Origin of the sequence: Salinicola tamaricis (assembly GCF_003006155.1) — a bacterium.
GTDB classification, from domain to species: domain Bacteria; phylum Pseudomonadota; class Gammaproteobacteria; order Pseudomonadales; family Halomonadaceae; genus Salinicola; species Salinicola tamaricis.
The window spans coordinates 2,462,658-2,482,412 of record NZ_CP023559.1; the positions used below are offsets into that span (position 1 = coordinate 2,462,658).

The 19,755-nt window shown below is 66.9% G+C and carries 14 protein-coding genes and 6 pseudogenes; 15 read left to right on the top strand and 5 right to left on the bottom strand.

All coding sequences use genetic code 11. The features are described from left to right. Positions 1–96 precede the first annotated feature (96 nt). Positions 97–1,527 carry an FAD-dependent oxidoreductase gene (locus tag CN538_RS11315; RefSeq protein ID WP_106419488.1) on the top strand — a complete coding sequence of 477 codons (1,431 nt, stop codon included), beginning with the start codon at positions 97–99 and terminating at the stop codon, positions 1,525–1,527. A 162-nt stretch (positions 1,528–1,689) separates the two neighbouring features. Then, complete coding sequence (locus CN538_RS11320) at positions 1,690–1,932, top strand: hypothetical protein (protein ID WP_035475645.1); 243 nt, start codon at positions 1,690–1,692, stop codon at positions 1,930–1,932. A gap of 459 nt (positions 1,933–2,391) precedes the next feature. Here CN538_RS11320 and CN538_RS11325 read toward each other — a convergent pair. Beyond that, positions 2,392–2,987: pseudogene (locus tag CN538_RS11325) on the bottom strand (FAD-dependent oxidoreductase); the annotation flags it as partial. Between the two features lie 457 nt (positions 2,988–3,444). Between CN538_RS11325 and CN538_RS11330 the strand changes: the two are divergent. The 4 genes from CN538_RS11330 (at position 3,445) to eno (ending at position 8,860) form a co-directional block, all read left to right on the top strand. Continuing rightward, complete coding sequence (locus CN538_RS11330; protein WP_106419489.1) at positions 3,445–4,743, top strand: solute carrier family 23 protein; 1,299 nt, start codon at positions 3,445–3,447, stop codon at positions 4,741–4,743. A 73-nt stretch (positions 4,744–4,816) separates the two neighbouring features. Continuing rightward, positions 4,817–5,524 carry a gamma-glutamylcyclotransferase gene (locus CN538_RS11335; RefSeq protein WP_164999584.1) on the top strand — a complete coding sequence of 236 codons (708 nt, stop codon included), beginning with the start codon at positions 4,817–4,819 and terminating at the stop codon, positions 5,522–5,524. 138 nt (positions 5,525–5,662) lie between these two features. After that, positions 5,663–7,321 (top strand): CTP synthase, encoded by a 1,659-nt coding sequence (locus CN538_RS11340; protein ID WP_106419491.1) that lies wholly within the window; start codon positions 5,663–5,665, stop codon positions 7,319–7,321. 246 nt (positions 7,322–7,567) lie between these two features. Then, positions 7,568–8,860, top strand: a complete 1,293-nt coding sequence (gene eno, locus CN538_RS11345; protein ID WP_106419492.1) for a phosphopyruvate hydratase — start codon at positions 7,568–7,570, stop codon at positions 8,858–8,860. A gap of 102 nt (positions 8,861–8,962) precedes the next feature. On the opposite strand, the gene fdxA is transcribed toward eno, so the two are convergent. From fdxA to CN538_RS22870, 4 genes and pseudogenes are all read right to left on the bottom strand, one after another. Further along, a complete protein-coding gene (fdxA, locus tag CN538_RS11350) occupies positions 8,963–9,286 on the bottom strand; it encodes a ferredoxin FdxA (protein ID WP_035475638.1) in 324 nt (107 codons plus the stop codon). 287 nt (positions 9,287–9,573) lie between these two features. Then, a pseudogene (gene mutS, locus CN538_RS22860) lies at positions 9,574–10,755 on the bottom strand (DNA mismatch repair protein MutS); the annotation flags it as partial. A gap of 162 nt (positions 10,756–10,917) precedes the next feature. Further along, a complete protein-coding gene (locus CN538_RS22865; RefSeq protein WP_242495015.1) occupies positions 10,918–11,358 on the bottom strand; it encodes a hypothetical protein in 441 nt (146 codons plus the stop codon). Positions 11,359–11,442: 84 nt separating this feature from the next. Beyond that, positions 11,443–12,058 (bottom strand): annotated as a pseudogene (locus CN538_RS22870) (MutS N-terminal domain-containing protein). 348 nt (positions 12,059–12,406) lie between these two features. Here CN538_RS22870 and CN538_RS11360 point away from each other — a divergent pair. From CN538_RS11360 to CN538_RS11385, 9 genes and pseudogenes are all read left to right on the top strand, one after another. After that, positions 12,407–12,592 carry a hypothetical protein gene (locus CN538_RS11360; RefSeq protein ID WP_106419493.1) on the top strand — a complete coding sequence of 62 codons (186 nt, stop codon included), beginning with the start codon at positions 12,407–12,409 and terminating at the stop codon, positions 12,590–12,592. A 197-nt stretch (positions 12,593–12,789) separates the two neighbouring features. Next, the gene (locus CN538_RS11365; protein ID WP_106419494.1) at positions 12,790–13,317 is read left to right on the top strand and encodes a CinA family protein; all 528 of its coding nucleotides are present in this window, start codon (positions 12,790–12,792) and stop codon (positions 13,315–13,317) included. 276 nt (positions 13,318–13,593) lie between these two features. Next, positions 13,594–14,662 (top strand): annotated as a pseudogene (recA, locus tag CN538_RS11370) (recombinase RecA). A 73-nt stretch (positions 14,663–14,735) separates the two neighbouring features. Then, the gene (locus tag CN538_RS11375) at positions 14,736–15,191 is read left to right on the top strand and encodes a regulatory protein RecX (protein WP_106419495.1); all 456 of its coding nucleotides are present in this window, start codon (positions 14,736–14,738) and stop codon (positions 15,189–15,191) included. A 539-nt stretch (positions 15,192–15,730) separates the two neighbouring features. Further along, positions 15,731–16,915, top strand: a pseudogene (gene alaS, locus CN538_RS26295) (alanine--tRNA ligase). After that, positions 16,818–17,471: an alanine--tRNA ligase-related protein gene (locus CN538_RS26300; RefSeq protein ID WP_422917498.1), complete on the top strand. Its 654-nt coding sequence runs from the start codon at positions 16,818–16,820 to the stop codon at positions 17,469–17,471. The pseudogene alaS and the gene CN538_RS26300 overlap by 98 nt, the downstream one beginning before the upstream one ends. Further along, positions 17,468–18,166 carry a hypothetical protein gene (locus CN538_RS26305; protein ID WP_422917499.1) on the top strand — a complete coding sequence of 233 codons (699 nt, stop codon included), beginning with the start codon at positions 17,468–17,470 and terminating at the stop codon, positions 18,164–18,166. The genes CN538_RS26300 and CN538_RS26305 overlap by 4 nt, the downstream gene beginning before the upstream one ends. Before the next feature lie 27 nt (positions 18,167–18,193). Next, complete coding sequence (locus CN538_RS26310) at positions 18,194–18,334, top strand: DHHA1 domain-containing protein (RefSeq protein WP_422917581.1); 141 nt, start codon at positions 18,194–18,196, stop codon at positions 18,332–18,334. A gap of 65 nt (positions 18,335–18,399) precedes the next feature. Further along, positions 18,400–19,644: pseudogene (locus CN538_RS11385) on the top strand (aspartate kinase). Positions 19,645–19,755 lie beyond the last annotated feature (111 nt).

Here is a 19,755-nt window from a genome sequence, read left to right on the forward strand (position 1 = left end):
TGAGCCGGCGCAAGCCCGAACAAGCCCCGGCGCCGCCAGCCTGACGCGGCGGCGCCCGATCCCGCCCTATCGGCAGCGGGAGTGAGGAGAGAGATCATGGCAAACCGTTTGAGCAACGATTTTCAGTTCATCGACGTCGGCCGACGCGATCCGCAGAAGAAGGATGCCCGCAGCCGCGCCAAGGAGTTCGCGGAGATCTACGAGCCGTTTCGCCCCAGCGAAGCGGCCAGCCAGGCGCACCGCTGCCTGCACTGCGGCAATCCCTACTGCGAGTGGAAGTGTCCGGTCCACAACTACATCCCCAACTGGCTCAAGCTGGTCAGCGAGGGCAACATCCTGGAGGCGGCCGAGCTCTCCCATCGCACCAACTCGCTGCCCGAGGTATGCGGCCGGGTGTGCCCCCAGGATCGCCTGTGCGAGGGCGACTGCACCCTCAACGATGGCTTCGGCGCGGTCACCATCGGCTCGGTGGAGAAGTACATCACCGACACCGCCTTCGCCATGGGCTGGCGCCCGGACATGTCCAAGGTGAGCTGGACCGATAAGCGCGTCGCCGTCGTCGGTGCCGGCCCGGCCGGGCTCGGCTGCGCCGATATCCTGGTGCGCAACGGGGTCAAGGCGGTGGTCTATGACCGCTACCCGGAGATCGGTGGCCTTTTGACCTTCGGCATCCCCGAGTTCAAGCTCGAGAAGCACGTGATGGAGCGCCGCCGCGCGGTGTTCGAGGAGATGGGCGTGGAGTTCCGGTTGGGTACCGAGATCGGCCGTGACGTCACCTTCGAGCAGCTCCACGACGAGTACGACGCGGTGTTCCTCGGCATGGGCACCTACAAGTACATGGTCGGCGGCTTTCCCGGTGAGGAGATGGAAGGGGTCTACAAGGCGCTCGACTTCCTGATCGCCAACGCCAACCACTACCTCGGCTTCGAGAAGGACCCCGCGGACCACGTCTCCATGGCCGGCAAGCGGGTGGTCGTGCTGGGTGGCGGCGATACCGCCATGGACTGCAACCGCACCTCGATCCGCCAGGGCGCGGCCAGCGTCACCTGTGCCTATCGCCGCGACGAGGAGAACATGCCCGGCTCCAAGCGCGAGGTGGCCAACGCCCGCGAGGAGGGGGTGGACTTCCTGTTCAATCGCCAGCCGGTGGCGGTGGTCGGCGAGGGCAAGGTCGAAGGGGTCAAGCTGGTGCGCACGCGCATGGGCGAACCCGACGCCAACGGCCGCCGTAGCGCCGAGGTGGTGCCGGGTTCCGAGGAGATCCTGGCCTGCGATGCGGTGGTGATCGCCTTCGGTTTCCAGCCCAGCGAGATCGAGTGGTTCGACACCCATCAGATCGAAGTCGACGAGCGCGGCCGGGTGCTGGCGCCGGAGATTCCGGCGCAGATGGAGCGCTTCGCCTACCAGACCAGCAACGAGAAGGTGTTCGCCGGCGGCGACATGGTGCGCGGCTCCGATCTGGTGGTCACCGCGATCTACGAAGGGCGTCAGGCCGCCGAGGGGATTCTCGACTATCTCAAGGTCTGAGCTCTAGATCTGAGCTCGACGTCTGATGGCGAGAGCTCAGGGTATGATGGCGAGAGCGCGTGATCCGGCGGCGCGGCGAATGGCCCCACGGGGTGGTGTCGGCGGCGCCGAATCGCTAGAGTGGCGCGCTTTCCCTGCATCGCAAACGCCAGAGGTAACCGCATGATCCGACTCGAACGCAACATTCTCGACCAGGCCAACACGCTGATGCGCACGCTGGAAGATCACGTGCTCGACAGCGATGTCGACGACGCCGAGCAGGCGAGCGCGGTATGCCGCCAGCTGGAAGCGCTGCTGGCACTGGGCAAGACCCGCGACAGCGGCATGTCCGACGAGTGTGCCGGCATGCTCGAAGAGATCGAGCGTCGCTCCCGGGTAATGGCTGCTCGCCTGCCGACGGCCTGAGCCGCCGGCAGTCCGCGGCGCGGACACCGCTCAGCCCAACGGAATGCGTCCGCTGAGCGTGGTGGCATCCTGTGGCCCGCGTTCGGCGAGCACCTCGCGTGCGGCGTCGAGCGGGGCCTCGTCGAAACCGAGCAGCAGTACCCCCACCACGCGGCCTGATTCCAGGTGGCCCGAGTCTAGATGGGCCGACTCTAAATAGTAGACCCCTTTGTCAGCGTTGCTGTCGGCGACGATGTCGAGCGTGCTGTCGAGCCGCCCCAGCGCCTTCCAGGCGATATCGAAGACGTTGGAGTAGAAGTAGGGGGTGTGGGTGTAGGCCTCGTCGCTGCCGGCCATGATGCGCCCGACCGCAGCGCCCTGACAGTTGGCGTTGTCAACGTGCTCGGCGTGCCAGCGCCCGAGGATGCGGTCGGGGTAGGTGGCGACATCGCCGGCGGCGTAGATCGCGGCGTCGGCGGTGCGCAGCCGCTCGTCGACCAGGATACCGCCGTCGATCTCGAGTCCGGCCGCCTGCGCCAGTTCGGTGCAGGGCTCGACCCGAGTCCGAACATCACGCCGTCGGCGGCGAGCTCGCTGCCATCGTCGAGTTCTAGCGTGACCGTGCCGTCGGCCTCGCGACCCGCCTTCACCTTGCGCCCGCTGAGCAGCGCCACGCCGTGGTCGAGGTAGGTCTGGTGCAGGCGGTCGGCGACCTCCGGCGGCAGCATGCCGCCGCCCAGCACCGGTTCGGGGCAGATCAGGGTGACGCGGCAGTCGTTCTGGATCAGCGCCGCGGCCAGCTCGCTACCGATATAGCTGCCGCCGACCACCGCGATGTGGCGATTCTCGCCCGCCAGCCGGCGCAGATGGTCGTAGTCATCGACGCTGCGGAAGTAGCGCACCCGCTCGCTCTCGGCCAGATCCAGACGGATCGGTTCGCAGCCGGTGGCGAGCAGCAGCTGGCCGTAGCCGAAGGTCTCGCCGTTATGGGTGGTGACCTTGCGCGCCTGGCGGTCGATGGCGCTGACCCGGGTATCGACGTGGAGCGTGGTACCGGGGTCCTGCTCCGGCTGCATCCAAATCTTGTCGTAGCCGAAGTCGGGATCGGTCCAGAGCTTCTTGGGAGCGCCGGGCGGGTCACCGGCCCGCGCGGCTCGGCGCCCAGAATGCCGATGCTGCCCTCGCTGTCGCGCTCGCGGATGCCGTCGACGGCGTTGGCGGCGACCATGCCGGCGCCGACGATGAGATAGTCGTAGCGTTGCATATCCACTCCCTGGTTGGCTGGTGGCGGGCGTCCCATCCTTCCCCGATGGCGACGCCGGGAACTCGCGCTCGGGCCGCGTGACGGCACCGATAGCCTCAGCGTAGTTCACCTGCGCCGGCCTGGCGTGAAGCCACAGGGGAGAGGCAGCGATCCGTGACTGCGCTAGAATGCGCGCCGGCCCGTCGATTCGCCGGCCACGCTGACAACAATCGCTTTCGCGCGGTCGAACGCCGCTGGCGCCCCGGCCGCTGCTCTGGAGAACAAACCCGATGTCATCCTGGTTTCCGCACTGGCGCCGCGTCGACGCCAAGCGCGTCGCCCTGGTCGCCCCCGACGAGACGCTAGCCGCCCCCCAGACCCTGCTGATGGGGATCCAGCACGCCGTGGCGATGTTCGGCTCCACCGTGCTGGCGCCGCTGCTGATGGGCTTCGACCCCAATCTGGCGATCCTGATGTCGGGGATCGGCACGCTGCTGTTCTTTGTCGTCGTCGGCGGTCGGGTGCCCAGCTACCTGGGCTCCAGTTTCGCCTTCATCGGTGTGGTGATCGCGGCCACCGGCTATGCCGGCAGTGGCGCCAACCCCAATATCGGCGTGGCGCTGGGCGGCATCATCGCCTGCGGCGTGCTCTACGCCCTGGTCGGGCTGGTGGTGATGGCGCTGGGCACGCGCTGGATCGACGTGCTGCTGCCGCCGGTGGTGACCGGCGCCATCGTCATGACCATCGGGCTCAACCTGGCCCCGGTGGCGGTGTCCAGTGTCGCCGGCTCCACCTTCGATTCGCTCATGGCGCTGGTGACCGTGCTGTGTATCGGCCTGGCGGCGGTGCTCACCCGGGGCATGCTGCAGCGGCTGCTGATCCTGATCGGGCTGATCGCCGCCTATGCGATCTATGCCCTGGTCACCAACGGTTTCGGCTGGGGCACGCCGATCGACTTCTCGGTGATCGGCGCCGCCCCCTGGCTGGGGCTGCCGACCTTCAGCGCGCCGCAGTTCGATCCCCACGCCATGGTCCTGATCGCGCCGGTGGCGGTGATCCTGGTGGCCGAGAACCTGGGGCACATCAAGGCGGTGGGCGCGATGACCGGGCGCGATCTCGACCCCTACATCGGGCGCGCTTTCTTCGCCGACGGCGTGGCTACCGTGGTCTCGGGCAGCGCCGGGGGCACCGGCGTCACCACCTATGCCGAGAACATCGGGGTGATGGCGGTGACCAAGGTCTACTCGACGCTGATCTTCGTCGCCGCCGCCGGCTTCGCCATCCTGCTCGGTTTCTCGCCGCGCTTCGGCGCGCTGATCCAGACCATTCCAGGGCCGGTGCTGGCCGGAGCCTCGATCGTGGTGTTCGGGCTGATCGCGGTGGCCGGCGCGCGCATCTGGGTGCAGAACGCGGTCGATCTGGGCGATACCACCAACCTGATCGTAGTGGCGGTGACGCTGGTGCTGGGTGCGGGCAACTTCTCGCTGGCCCTGGGGGGCTTTACCCTGGACGGCATCGGGACCGCCACCTTCGGCGCCATCGCCCTGCATGCGCTGCTGCGCTATGGCGTCGGCGCGCGCAAGCCTTGAGGTTGGCGTAAAAAACCGGCCCGCCGCGGTCGCCGTGCCGGCGGCCGCTCGATCACTGCCAGGGGTGACCCGCATGAGAGATTCCCAATCCAGCGACCCGCAGTCCGGCGAGCAGTCGCTCGCGATGACCCGCGACGTGCTCGAACAGGACCGCCTGCGCCGCTACTTCGAGCGCACCTATCCCGAGGTGCCGCTGACCTCGCCGGCGGCGCTGGACGCCTCCGTGCGCGAGATGCTGGCGAGCGTGCCCGAGCCCGCCCGCGACCTCGATGGCGTCTATCTGTTCGCCTACGGCTCGCTGATCTGGAACCCCTGCGTTGAGGTCGCCGAGCGCCACACCTGCCGGCTCTACGGCTATCACCGCGACTTCTGCCTCAAGCTCGAGCACGGCCGTGGTACGCCCGAGTCCCCGGGGCTGATGCTGGCGCTGGCGCCGGGGGGCTCGTGCCGCGGGGTGGCGCTGCGGGTGCCGGCGGCCAACCTGGAGCGTGAGCTGACCCTGGTGTGGCGCCGCGAAATGCTCACTGGTGCCTACCAGCCGCGCTGGGTGCGCCTGAGCAGCGATATCGGCCCGCTGTGGGGTATCGCTTTCGTGATCAATCCGGCCCACGATCGTTACATCGGACGTCAGTCCGACGAGACGGTGATCCGGCTCTTGCGTACCGGCCGTGGTGTGCTCGGCTCTTGCCGCGAGTATCTCGACAACACGGTCGGCGATCTCCACGCCCTGGGCATTCGCGATCATCGTCTGGAGCGGCTGCAGCGGGCGGTGCACGGCTGAGCGCTGCGGTGACCGCGCTTTCGCGCAGCGCAAATTGAGCCGGCGGCCGCTCTCTGGTAGTCTGGCGTCCCATCCTGGCCCGACTTTCTCCCCCGGGTCTTTCTCACGGCTTTACGACCACGATTCGACAGGTTTTCCATGACACGATATATCTTCGTGACCGGCGGCGTTGTGTCCTCCTTGGGCAAGGGCATTGCGGCGGCCTCGCTGGCGGCCATTCTTGAGGCCCGCGGCCTCAAGGTGACCATTCTCAAGCTGGATCCGTACATCAACGTCGATCCGGGCACCATGAGTCCGTTCCAGCATGGCGAGGTGTTCGTCACCGAGGATGGCGCGGAAACCGACCTCGACCTGGGCCACTACGAGCGCTTCATCCGCACCAAGATGACCCAGAGCAACAACTTCACCACCGGCCGCGTCTACGAGCACGTGCTGCGCAAGGAACGCCGCGGCGACTATCTCGGCGGTACGGTGCAGGTGATTCCGCACATCACCGATGAGATCAAGCACCGGGTGATCAAAGGGGGAGAGGGGTACGACGTGGCGCTGGTGGAGATCGGCGGCACCGTCGGTGATATCGAGTCGCTGCCGTTTTTGGAGTCGATCCGCCAGTTGCGCAGTGAAGTCGGGGCCAGCCGTGCGCTGTTCATGCACCTGACCCTGGTGCCCTACATCAAGACCGCCGGCGAGACCAAGACCAAGCCGACCCAGCACAGCGTCAAGGAGCTGCGTTCGATCGGTATCCAGCCGGACATTTTGATCTGCCGCAGCGAAGTCGAGCTGGAGGAGAGCGAGCGGCGCAAGATCGCGCTGTTCACCAACGTCGAGGAGCGCGCGGTCATCCCGCTGCAGGATGCCGACACCATCTATCGCATTCCGCTGATGCTGCACGAGCACGGCCTCGACGACATCGTCTGCGACAAGCTGCGCCTGGACGCGCCGGCCGCCGATCTGGCCGAGTGGGTCCACGTGCTCGATGCCAAGCTCAACCCGCTCAAGTCGATCAACATCGCCATGGTCGGCAAGTACATGGAGCTGCTCGACGCCTACAAGTCGCTCAACGAAGCGCTGACCCATGCCGGTATCCAGACTCGGGTCAAGGTCAACGTCGAGTACATCGACTCCGAGCTGATCGAGCGCCACGGCACCGAGCGCCTGGCCGGCAAGGATGCCATTCTGGTGCCCGGCGGCTTCGGCGAGCGTGGTGTCGAGGGCAAGATCGCCACCGCCCGCTTCGCCCGCGAGAACGGCATTCCGTATCTGGGTATCTGTCTCGGCATGCAGGTGGCGGTGATCGAGTTCGCCCGCCACGTGGCCGGCTGGGCCGATGCCAACTCCACCGAGTTCACCCGCGACACCCAGCACCCGGTGGTCGGCCTGATCACCGAGTGGATCAACGCCGAGGGTCAGATCGAGCTGCGTGACGAAGCCTCCGACCTGGGCGGCACCATGCGCTTAGGCGGTCAGGAGTGCCAGCTCGCCTCCGGCTCGCGGGCACAGGCGATCTATGGCCTGGATACCATCACCGAGCGCCATCGCCACCGCTTCGAGGTCAACAACCAGTTCATCGGCGAGCTGGAGCAGGCCGGTCTGGTGATCTCCGGCAAGAGCGGCGATCAGTCGCTGGTGGAGATGATCGAGCTGCCCGATCACCCCTGGTTCGTGGCGTGTCAGTTCCACCCGGAGTTCACCTCCACGCCGCGCGACGGCCATCCGCTGTTCACCGGCTTCGTCAATGCGGCGCTGGAGCACAAGGCGAGCCGCCAGCGGCAGCAGGGCGCGAGCCACCAGGAGTGACCGCGGCGGGGGATGAAGCGATTCATCCCCCGCTCTCTTTGTGCAGGGCTCATACTCTCTTTTCGGTACTCACTTTTCGGTACTCATGTACTTTTGGGTACTCGTGCTGGCCGTGAAACGCCACGCGGCGTCTCGTCGCGCCGGCGAAAGCTGGTAACATGAATCCGCTTTTCCGCGTTCGGCACACGCCGTGCCGGACGCTTCACGCTCACTGCTTGAGTTTTTCAACCGACAGGACGACGTAACATGGCTGAGATCGTTGATATTCGCGCCCTCGAAGTGCTCGATTCCCGAGGTAACCCGACCGTTCAGGCTCAGGTCGTGCTGAGCGGTGGCATCAGCGCCAGCGCCTGCGCGCCGAGCGGCGCGTCCACCGGCTCGCGGGAAGCGCTCGAGCTGCGTGACGGCGACAAGGGGCGTTACCTGGGCAAGGGCGTGCTCAAGGCGGTAGAGGCCGTCAACGGTCAGATCCGCGAGCGCCTGGTGGGGATGGATGCCAGTGACCAGCGTGCGCTGGACCAGGCCATGCTCGATCTCGACGGCAGCGACAACAAGGCCAATCTGGGCGCCAACGCCATCCTCGCGGTGTCGCTGGCGGCGGCCAAGGCCGCGGCGATCGCCAAGGGCGTGCCGCTCTACGCGCATATCACCGAGCTCTACGGCCAGCCGGGCCACTACCTGATGCCGGTGCCGATGATGAACATCCTCAACGGCGGCGAGCATGCCGACAACAACGTCGACATCCAGGAGTTCATGGTCCAGCCGGTGGGCGCGCCCAACTTCCGCGAGGCGCTGCGCATGGGTGCGGAGATCTTCCACGCGCTGAAGAAGGTGCTGTCGGCCAAGGGGCTCTCCACCTCGGTGGGCGACGAGGGCGGCTTTGCCCCCAACCTGGCCTCCAACGCCGAGGCGCTGGCGGTGATCAAGCAGGCGGTCTCCGATGCCGGCTACACCCTGGGCAAGGATGTCACCCTGGCCCTCGACTGCGCCTCCAGCGAGTTTTACAAGGACGGCACCTACGACCTGTCCGGCGAAGGCAAGTCCTATGACGCCGCCGGCTTCGCCGACTACCTGGCCGAGCTGTGCGACGCCTACCCGATCGTCTCGGTCGAGGACGGCATGGACGAGTCCGACTGGGACGGCTGGAAGGCCCTCACCGAGAAGCTCGGCGACCGCGTGCAACTGGTCGGCGACGATCTCTTCGTCACCAATACGCGCATCCTCAAGCGCGGCATCGACGAGCAGATCGGCAACTCGATCCTGATCAAGTTCAACCAGATCGGCTCGCTCTCCGAGACCCTGGACGCGATCAAGATGGCCCAGGACGCCGGCTTCACCGCGGTGATCTCGCACCGCTCCGGTGAGACCGAGGACACCACCATCGCCGACCTCGCGGTGGGCACCGCCGCCGGCCAGATCAAGACCGGCTCGCTGTGCCGCTCCGACCGCGTGGCCAAGTACAACCGCCTGCTGGTGATCGAGCAGGAGCTGGGTGAGAAAGCCGCCTATCCTGGCCTGAAGGCCATCAAGGGGCAGTAAAATCGCTGTAGACCGATAAACCAAGAAGGCCGCTCATTGAGCGGCCTTCTTGCGTTCTTCGGCAGCGAGCGTCCGATTGCGTCCGATTTGCGTAATGGCAAATCAGCGTTCGAGCAGCTCGATCTTGTTGGGCTTGCCATCCCACTCCTTGGCATCTTCCGGCGGGTCCTTCTGCTCGGTGATGTTGGGCCACACCTCGGAAAGCTCCGCGTTCAGCTCGATGAACTTCTCCTGGCCCGCCGGCAGTTCATCCTCCGAGAAGATCGCCTCGGCGGGGCACTCCGGCTCGCACAGGGCGCAGTCGATGCACTCGTCCGGATGGATGACGAGGAAGTTCGGGCCCTCATAGAAGCAGTCCACCGGGCAGACTTCGACGCAGTCGGTGTATTTGCACTTGATGCAGTTCTCGGTGACGACGAACGTCATGGGTGATCTCTCCTATTGCCGGGGCGGATACGCGGCTGGCCCCTCTTTTTCTCGGTCACGGTCACTGGGTCGCGGCCTCTGCCGGCCGCTGTTCTTGCGTTTGCTGCCCGCTCACGACGCTCCACGCCGGTCGTGCCCGGGTATCCGCCATGCGCACGCGGATGCCACGTTGGAATGGCGCCATATTCTAGGCGTCGCTCGCCGGCAGCGGCAAGTTGAGGCTGGGAACGTCTGGGAATGGCGTTATGCCGTGGCGGGCCGAGCTGGCCCGCCACGGCGCCAGCCGGCTACGGCTTGGCCTTCCACTCGTAAAGTAGTTCCAGCGCCGCGCGCGGCGTGAGGGCGTCGACGTCCAGCGACTCCAGCGCCTCGACCAGCGGATGCGGCGGGGCTGCGAACAGGTCCGCCTGCTGCGGCGCGGCGGCATTGGCGGCCACGCCGCGCTCGGCCACGGCGGCCGGGGGCTGCTCGAGGCTGGCCAGCTTCTCGCGGGCACGTGCGATCACCGGCTGCGGCACGCCGGCCAGCTGGGCCACCTGGAGGCCGTAGCTCTGGCTCGCCGGCCCCTCTTCGACCCGGTGCATGAAGACGATGCCATCCTTGTGCTCGGCGGCGGTGAGGTGGACGTTGGCCACCGTCTCCTGCTGCTCGGCCAGCGCGGTCATCTCGAAGTAGTGGGTGGCGAACAGGGTGAAGGCGCGCGCACGGGCCAGATGCTCGGCGCTGGCCCAGGCCAGCGAGAGGCCGTCGAAGGTGCTGGTGCCGCGGCCGATCTCGTCCATCAGCACCAGGCTCTCGGCGGTGGCGTTATGGAGGATGCTGGCGGTCTCGGTCATCTCCACCATGAAGGTCGAGCGGCCGCCGGCGAGATCGTCGCTGGAGCCGATACGGGTGAAGATGCGATCCACCGGGCCGATCTCGGCACGCTCTGCGGGCACGAAGCTGCCGGTATGCGCGAGCAGGGCGATCAGCGCAGCCTGGCGCATGTAGGTCGACTTGCCGCCCATGTTGGGGCCGGTGATCACCAGCATGCGGCGGGCGTCGTCGAGCACCAGGTCGTTGGGCACGAAGGGGTGCTGGCTGACGTGCTCGACCACCGGGTGGCGGCCGCCGATGATCGCGAAACCGGGCGTCTCGCCGAGCTGCGGGCGCACGAAGTCGAGACTCCGCGCGCGCTCGGCGAAGGCGCACAGCACGTCCAGTGCGGCCAGCGCCCGGGCGGTGGCCTGCAGCGCGTCGAGCTCGGCGTTGAGGGTCTCGATCAGCCCCTCGTAGAGCAGCTTCTCGCGGGCCAGGGCGCGCGACTTGGCCGACAGCGCTTTGTCCTCGAACTCCTTGAGCTCGGGAATGATGAAACGCTCGGCATTCTTCAGTGGCGTTGTCGCGTCTGGCGCCGAATATAGTCCCACCGGCACCTCGCGGGCCTGGGCCCGGGGAATCTCGATATAGTAGCCGTGGACCCGGTTGTAGCCGACCTTGAGTCCCCAGGCCGGTGCGCTCGCGCTCGCGCAGTTCGAGCTTCACCAGATAGTCGCCGGCGTGCTCGGCCAGGCCGCGGTACTCGTCGAGCTCGGCGTCGAAGCCCTCGCGGATCACGCCGCCGTCGCGGATCACTACCGGCGGGTTGTCGATCAGCGCCTGGCTGAGGGTCGCCGCCGTTTCGGGGTAGGGCGGATGTGCCGGGCCAGGTCGTCGAGGGCGCTCTCTCCCTCGATCGCGCCCAGCGCGCTCTGCAGTTGGGGCAGCGCATTGAGCGCGTCGCGCAGGCGGGCCAGATCGCGCGGGCGGGCGCTGCGCAGGGCAACTCGGGCGAGGATACGCTCGACGTCGCCGACCTCGCCCAGGATCTCGCGCAGCGCCAGATGGTCGTCCTGTTCCAGCATCAGCTGCACCGCCGCCTGGCGCGCACTGACCTGGGCGCGATCGCGCAGTGGCCGGTTGAGCCAGCGCTTGAGCAGGCGCGAGCCCATCGGCGTGGTGGTGGTATCGAGCACGCTGGCCAGGGTGTTGTCGCCGCTGCCGCCGAGATTGATGTCGATCTCCAGATTGCGGCGGCTGGCGGCGTCGATCACCACCGCGTCGTTGGCGGCTCTCGATGTTCAGCGCATATGACGTGGGGCAGGCGTGAACGCTGGGTGTTCGCGGGGCGTAGTCGATCAGCACCCCGGCGGCGACCAGCGCGACCTCCAGATGGGTGCAGCCGAAGCCGCGCAGATCGGCCACCTGGAACTGGTCGCACAGCAGCGGTTGGCGGTCTCCAGGTCGAAGTGCCAGTCGTTCTGGCGGCGCAGCCCGGTGCGCTCGGCCAGCGCCGGGGGCAGGTCTGGGTCTCGGCGGCGAGCAGCTCGGCTGGTGCAGGCGATGGATCTCGGCCTGCATGTCGGCCTCGCCGTCGACCTCGAGCACCGCGAAGCGGCCGCTGGAGAGCTCCAGAGGCGATGCCCCAGCGTTCGCCGTGGCGGTGCAGGGCCACCAGCAGATTGTCGCGGCGTCGTCGAGAGCGCCTCGTCATGCAGCGTGCCGGGGGTGACGATCCGCACCACCCGACGCTCCACCGGCCCCTTGCTGGTAGCGGGGTCACCGATCTGCTCGCAGATCGCCACCGACTCGCCCGAGCGCACCAGCCGCGCGATAGGACTCGGCGCTGTGGTAGGGCACGCCGGCCATGGGATCGGGGAGGCCGGCGGACTGGCCGCGCGCGGTCATGGTGATGTCGAGCAGCTTGGCAGCGCGCTTGGCGTCGTCGTAGACCAGTTCGTAGAAATCGCCCATGCGGTAGACAACAGCAGCACCTCGGGATGCTCGCGCTTGATCTTGAGGTACTGTGCCATCATCGGCGTATGCTGCTGGGCTTTGCTGGCGGCCGTATCCTGCATGGCGTTACGAGGCTCTCTAGGTATCTTGGGGCATCATTGCGGCACGCGCCTCGCCGGGGCCGGCGAAGCATGAAGCATGAAACATGGAGAAAGGCCGAAGGTTACCACGGGGGTCTGCGTCGCTGCATCGCTGATCGCCCACGCCGGGGTGATGCCGGTTCATGCCCGAGGTGTAGTGTTTTCAGTCTCACCGGCGGCGGGCGAATCGTTACAGTGGGTGAAATCGGCATCCGAGGACCCCCTCATGGCCCGGCTGGTGCTCAATCACCTCAGTGACTCCACGTTCAGGCTGCTCTCGATCGAGGCCAACCGGCGCAACGTCAACGTCAGCGAACTGGCGGTCATTCTGCTCGAGATCGCGGTCGCCGATCTGTGTGCCGGGGGTCACGCGCAGCCGTTGCCGCCCACCTATCCGCGCGAGGCCGAATAGTCGCCCGCCGGGGCGCGCTTGTGCTGTGCGTTGGCCGAGCGCGTTGCGTCGGCGCGCAAAGCTCGCATACTACGCACCAGACACCACTCGCATGCCACCCTTCACAACCGCGATCATGCGTGTGTCAGCACCGGCATGACACGACGCGCCTGTGCGGGAGACGAGGCCGGCGCAGCGATCGAGCCGCAGGAGACCCCATGAGCTTGCCAACCGACTATCCGCTGCCCCCCGGCAGTGATCAGGACCCGCAGGTGCTCGCCCGACGCCTGGGCGAAGCCTGCCTGGACGCCGGCTGCTTCGTCACCACGGCGGAGTCGTGTACCGGCGGTGGCGTGGCCGAGGCGATCACCGCGATCGCCGGGAGTTCGGGCTACTTCGCCAGCGGCTACGTCACCTACGCCAATGCCGCCAAGCAGCGCATGCTGGGGGTGTCGGCGCAGACGCTAGAGGCGCATGGGGCGGTCAGCGCGGCCACCGTGCGCGAGATGGTCGCCGGCGCCTGCCGCGACAGCGGCGCGGAGCTCGGCGTGGCGATCAGCGGCGTGGCCGGCCCTGGCGGCGGCAGTGCCGAGAAGCCGGTGGGCACGGTATGGTTCGCCTGGGGCGATGCCGAGGCCCAGCGAGTGGCGTGCTTCCGGCTGCCGGGGGAGCGTGCCGCGGTGCGCGCCCAGGCGGTGGCGATCGCCCTGGCGGGGCTGCTCGAATCGCTCGTCGCCAAGGCCTGAGGGGCACTTGGCGCTGGCCTCGCCGGGCGCGATCCCGGAAAATGCAGCGACGCACGCGGAAAATCGATGCGAGGATATAGGCGCGAGCGATTTTTTTTCGCCATACTACTGGCTAATCATACAGTGATCGGGCGGCCTGGCCGTCTCGCCCGTCGCAGCGGATTCTCGAGCCGAGCCGGCTGACGGAGTGTCCAGAGGCGGCGGGCACTTTCCGGCCGCCATTCCACGACGCCAGCTTTCCAAGGCTCGTCTTCGACGTACTCACAGGAGACTTTCATGGCACAGGACGAAAATCGCAGCAAGGCACTCAGCGCGGCTTTGTCGCAGATCGACCGCCAATTCGGCAAAGGCACCGTGATGCGTCTGGGCGATACGCCGCGCACTGCTATCCCGGTGGTCTCGACCGGCTCGCTGGGGCTGGATATCGCGCTCGGGGTGGGCGGTCTGCCCTACGGCCGTGTGGTCGAGATCTTCGGCCCCGAATCCTCGGGCAAGACCACTCTGACCCTGTCGGTGATCGCCCAGGCCCAGAAGCAGGGCAAGACCTGCGCATTCATCGACGCCGAGCACGCCCTCGATCCGAGCTACGCCGAGAAACTGGGGGTCGATCTCGACCAGCTGCTGGTGTCGCAGCCGGACACCGGTGAGCAGGCGCTGGAGATCTGCGACATGCTGGTGCGCTCCGGCGGTGTCGACGTCATCATCATCGACTCGGTGGCGGCGCTCACCCCGCGCCGAGATCGAGGGCGAGATGGGCGACTCCCACGTCGGCCTGCAGGCGCGTCTGATGTCGCAGGCACTGCGCAAGATCACCGGCAACATCAAGAACGCCAACTGCATGGTGGTGTTCATCAACCAGATCCGCATGAAGATCGGCGTGATGTTCGGCAGCCCCGAGACCACCACCGGCGGCAACGCGCTGAAGTTCTACTCCAGCGTGCGTCTCGACATTCGCCGCATCGGCTCGGTCAAGCAGGGTGACGAGGTCACCGGTAACGAAACCCGGGTCAAGGTAGTCAAGAACAAGGTGGCGCCGCCGTTCCGCCAGTCCGAGTTCCAGATTCTCTACGGCAAGGGCATCTACCATGCCGGCGAAGTGATCGACCTGGGCGTGCAGTGCAGCCTGGTCGACAAGGCCGGTGCTTGGTACAGCTACAAGGGCAGCAAGATCGGTCAGGGCAAGGCCAATGCGGCCCAGTATCTGGAAGAGAATCCGGCGATCATGACCGAGATCGAGGATCAGATTCGCGCCCAGCTGCTGGCCGTCGCCGCGCCCAAGGAGAAGGAAAAGGAGAAAGAGGCGGAAGCCGCGGCCACCGACGACGCCAACGACTCGCTGCTGTAGCGCGAGGCGGGGCAGGCGGTTGGGTTGAAGGCGCGCGCGATGTTCAGGTCGTCACCGAGGAGGAGGGCACGCCATGGCTGACGCTGCGGAGATCCCGCCCCGGGAGCGGGCGATCGCACTACTGGCACGCCGCGAGTACAGCCGCGCCGAGCTCGAACAGCGCCTGGCGGCCAAGGGCGTCGAGTCGGATGAGATCGCCGCCACCCTGGACACGCTGGCGGCGGAAGGGCTGCAGTCCGACACCCGCTTTGCCGAGATCTTCGTGCGCTCCCGGGTGCAGCTCGGTCACGGCCCGGTGCGGATTCGCGGCGATCTGGCCCAGCGCGGCATCGACGACGCCCTGGCCGCGCTGGCCCTCGAGGCGGAGGCGCCGGACTGGCAGGCGCTGGCGTGTCAGGCCCTGGCCAAGCGCTTCGCCGGGCCCGGTAGCACGCCCCGCGAGCGGGCCAAGCGCGAACGCTTCCTGGCCGGGCGCGGGTTCGGCTTCGATCAGGTGCGCCACGCCATGCGCCACGCCTGGGAGGTCTGAGTTCTAGGGCTTTATCTTCGACCTTGCCGAGCCTGGCGGTGCGTCTGCGCTGTCAGCGCAACGCGCCGGAACACGATATCTCTCGCCCTGGCGGCTCACAGCCGCGCTTCCACGCCGCGCCTGCGGCAAGCGCTTCTCTTTCCCGGTTCCCTTTTCCGCCTTTTCCCGGTTCCCTTTCCGTCCTTCTCTTTATCAGTTCCCGCTTACTCAGCTTCTCTTTTCTCTTTCCTTCGTTCCGGTTCCCCCCCCATGACCCCAGAGCCGGGCGGACCGGTTCTGGCGTTGCCGGCGCTGGGAGGCGACCCGCCCGACGGCGGCGAATGTCGGCGACATGGGTGTCGCACTCGACAGACTCACAGTCGACCACGTTATACTAACGCGCCTTGCGATGGCCGCAGGAGCAGCACATCGCTGCCGAGACGGCCGTCTGCGCGTCGCCACGTGGTCCGTTTGCCGCCGTGGGCACGCCTATCGTCACGGACTTTCGCCAAGATCCGTCGTCACGGATTTTTGCCACGGACTCTCGCTACGGATTGTTTATGAAAAGCGCAGCTATCAGACAGGCTTTCCTGAACTACTTCGAGGAGCGCGGACACACCATCGTGCCTTCTGCCTCTCTGGTGCCGGAAAACGACCCGACCCTGCTCTTCACCAACGCCGGTATGGTGCCGTTCAAGGATGTCTTCCTGGGGCGCGACCCGAGACCCTATGTGCGGGCGACCTCGGCCCAGCGCTGCGTGCGCGCCGGCGGCAAGCACAACGATCTCGATAACGTCGGCTATACCGCGCGTCATCACACCTTCTTCGAGATGATGGGCAATTTCAGCTTCGGCGATTACTTCAAGGCCGATGCCATTCGCTTTGCCTGGACCTTCATCACCGAGGTGCTGGGGCTGCCCAAGGAGCGTCTGTGGGTCACCGTGCACCACAGCGACGACGACGAGGCGGCGACCATCTGGGTCGACGAGATCGGCGTCGATCCGGCGCGGCTGTCGCGGCTCGACGAGGACAACTTCTGGCAGATGGGCGACACCGGCCCGTGCGGCCCGTGCTCGGAGATCTTCTACGACCACGGCCCCGAGGTATGGGGCGGCCCGCCGGGAAGCCCGGAAGAGGATGGCGACCGCTACATCGAGGTGTGGAACTTGGTCTTCATGCAGTTCGACCGCGATGCCAGCGGCGAGCTGCACCCGCTGCCCAAGCCGTCGATCGATACCGGCATGGGCCTGGAGCGCATGGCCGCAGTGATGCAGGGCGTGCACTCCAATGTGAGATCGATCTGTTCCAGGCGCTGCTGGCCGCCGCCGCCGAGGTCACCGGCCATGCCGACACCACCACGCCGTCGCTGCGCGTGATCGCCGACCATATCCGTTCCTGTGCCTTCTTGATCGTCGATGGCGTACTGCCCTCCAACGGGGCGCGGCTACGTGCTGCGGCGGATCATCCGCCGCGCCATCCGCCACGGCCACAAGCTCGGTGCCAGTGGCACCTTCTTCCACAAGCTGGTGGCAGCGCTCGACGCCGAGATGGGCGAGGCCTACCCGGAGCTGCGCCAGGCGCGCGAGCAGATCGAACGTGTGCTGTTCAAGGAAGAAGAGCAGTTCGCGCGGACGCTGGGACCACGGCATGGGGCTGCTCGAGGCGGCGCTCGCCGATCTCGACGGCGATGTGCTCCCGGGCGAGACCGTGTTCAAGCTCTACGACACCTACGGCTTCCCCTATGACCTGACCGCCGATGTCTGCCGCGAGCGCGGCGTGACCCTCGACGAGGCCGGCTTCGAGCGCGAGCTGGAAGCGCAGCGCCAGCGCGCCCGCGCCGCCAGCCAGTTCGGCGGCAACTACGAGGCGCGCGCTGACTCTCGAGGGCAGCACCGAGTTCACCGGCTACGACCGGCTCGCGGATCAGGCGCGGTGAGCGCGATCGTCGATGCCCAGGGTAACGAGCGCGAACGCCTCGAAGCGGGCCAGAAAGGTGTGGTGGTGCTCGACCGCACGCCGTTCTACGCCGAGTCCGGCGGCCAGGTCGGTGACACCGGCTATCTGCGCGGTGATGGCGCGCGCTTCCAGGTCACCGATACGCGCAAGCAGGCGGGTCACCACCTGCACGAAGGCGTGCTGCTCGAGGGTGAGCTGAGCGTGGGGCAGACGCTCGCGCCGCAGGTCGACGCCTCGCTGCGCCAGGCGACCATGCGCAATCACTCTCACTCCCCACCCACCTGCTGCACGAGGCGCTGCGGCGTACCCTGGGCGATCATGTCCAGCAGAAAGGGTCGCTGGTGAGCGCCGAGCGCCTGCGCTTCGACTTCAGCCACTTCGAGCCGGTGACGCCGAATCAACTGGCGGAAATCACCCGCATCGTCAACGCTGAGATCCTGGCCAACGCGCCGACCCACACCGAGCAGATGACCCTCGACCAGGCCAAGGCCAAGGGCGCGCAGGCGCTGTTCGAAGCCAAGTACGCCGATTCCGTGCGCGTGCTGACCATTGGCAGCGACGGCTTCTCGATCGAGCTTTGCGGTGGCACTCACGTGGCGCGTACCGGCGATATCGGGCCGTTCCATATCGTCGCGGAGTCCGGCACCGCCGCTGGTGTACGGCGCATCGAAGCGGTCACGGGAGAAGGGGCTCTGGCCTGGTTCGACGCCCAGCGCCAGCTCAACGCCGTGGGTGAGCGGCTCAAGGCGCGCCCGGAGCAGGTGGTCGAACGTCTGGACAGCGTGCTCGAGCGCCAGCGCACGCTGGAGAAGGAGCTCGAGCGGCTCAAGGCCAAGGTGGCAGCGCGGCCGGCAACGAGCTGCTCGATGCCGTGCGCGAGGTCGCCGGCGTGCGCGTACTCGCCACTCGCATCGAAGGAGTCGGGGGCAAGGAGCTGCGCGGCCTGCACGACCAGCTCAACAGAAACTGGGCTCCGGCGTACTGGTGCTCGGCGCCGCGCAGGAAGGCAAGGTCAGCCTTATCGCCGGGGTCACCGATGATCTCACCGGGCGGCTCAAGGCGGGGAACTGGTCAACCACGTGGCGGCCCAGGTCGGTGGCAAGGGCGGCGGGCGTGCCGACATGGCGCAGGCCGGCGGCAGCGACCCGAGCCAGCTACCGCAGGCGCTCGACAGTGTGCATGCGTGGGTGGCCGATCAGTTGGGCTGAACCGACATACACGGCGGCCGCCACCCCAGGGCGGCCCACAACGCTAGGGAGTGACGAACAGACTCATGGCGCTATACTACAAAAGTTTGGTGGGACCTCGGTGGGCACCGTCGAGCGGATCAAGGCGGTCGCGGAGAAGGTCAAGCGCTTCCGTGACGACGGTCATCAGATCGTGGTGGTGGTGTCCGCGATGAGCGGCGAGACCAATCGCCTGATCGACCTCGCCAGCCAGATCAACGAGGATCCCACCCCGCGCGAAATGGACATGCTGGTCTCCACCGGCGAGCAGGTCACCATCTCGCTGCTGGCCATGGCCCTGCATCAACTGGGCGTACCGGCCACTTCCTACACCGGGGCGCAGGTGGGTATCCGCACCGACAGCGCGCACACCAAGGCGCGTATCCAGCGCATCGAGACCGATGACCTCAAGGAAGACCTGGCCGAGGGTCAGGTCGTCGTGGTCGCCGGTTTCCAGGGGGTCGATGAAGAGGGCAACACACCACCCTCGGTCGCGGCGGGTCGGACACTACCGGCGTGGCGCTGGCCGCGGCCCTGGGCGCCGACGAGTGCCAGATATACACCGACGTGGACGGGGTCTACACCACCGACCCGCGGGTCTGCTCCAAGGCGCAGCGCCTGGAGCGCATCACCGTCGAGGAGATGATCGAGCTGGCCAGTCTCGGCTCCAAGGTGCTGCAGATCCGCTCGGTGGAGTTCGCCGGCAAATACAATGTACCGCTTCGCGTGCTGTCGAGCTTCGAGGAAGGGCCCGGCACGCTGATCGTGGCAGACGAGGAAATCGAATCGATGGAAGAACCGCTGATCTCCGGTATCGCCTTCACCGCCAACGAAGCCAAGCTGACGCTGCTCAACACCCCCGACGTCCCCGGGGTCGCGTCGCGCATTCTCGGCCCGATCGCCGATGCCAACATCGAAGTCGACATGATCGTGCAGAACGTGGCGCCGACCGGCGACTACACCGACTTCACCTTCACCGTGGGCAAGGGCGACTACAAGCAGACCATGCGCATCCTCCTCAGGATGACGTCATCCCCGCATTGGGCGGCGGCGAGCTGCGCGGCGACGACAACATCGCCAAGGTCTCGCTGGTCGGCGTGGGCATGCGTTCGCACGCCGGTGTGGCGTCCAAGATGTTCCGCGTGCTGGCCGAGGAGAACATCAACATCCGCATGGTCTCGACCTCCGAAATCAAGATCTCCGTGGTCATCGACGAGAAGACGATGGAACTCGCCGTGCGCGCGCTCCACACCGCCTTCGGCCTCGACAAAGACAGCATCCAAAGCGAATAACCGAATAAACCTTCAAGAATGTCTCAGGCGTTCTACGCTTAGGGTGAGTTGGACGAAGTGAAAGGAATCGAGCGCTTCTTCAACGTAGCCGAGGGTTGTCATGGAACGGCG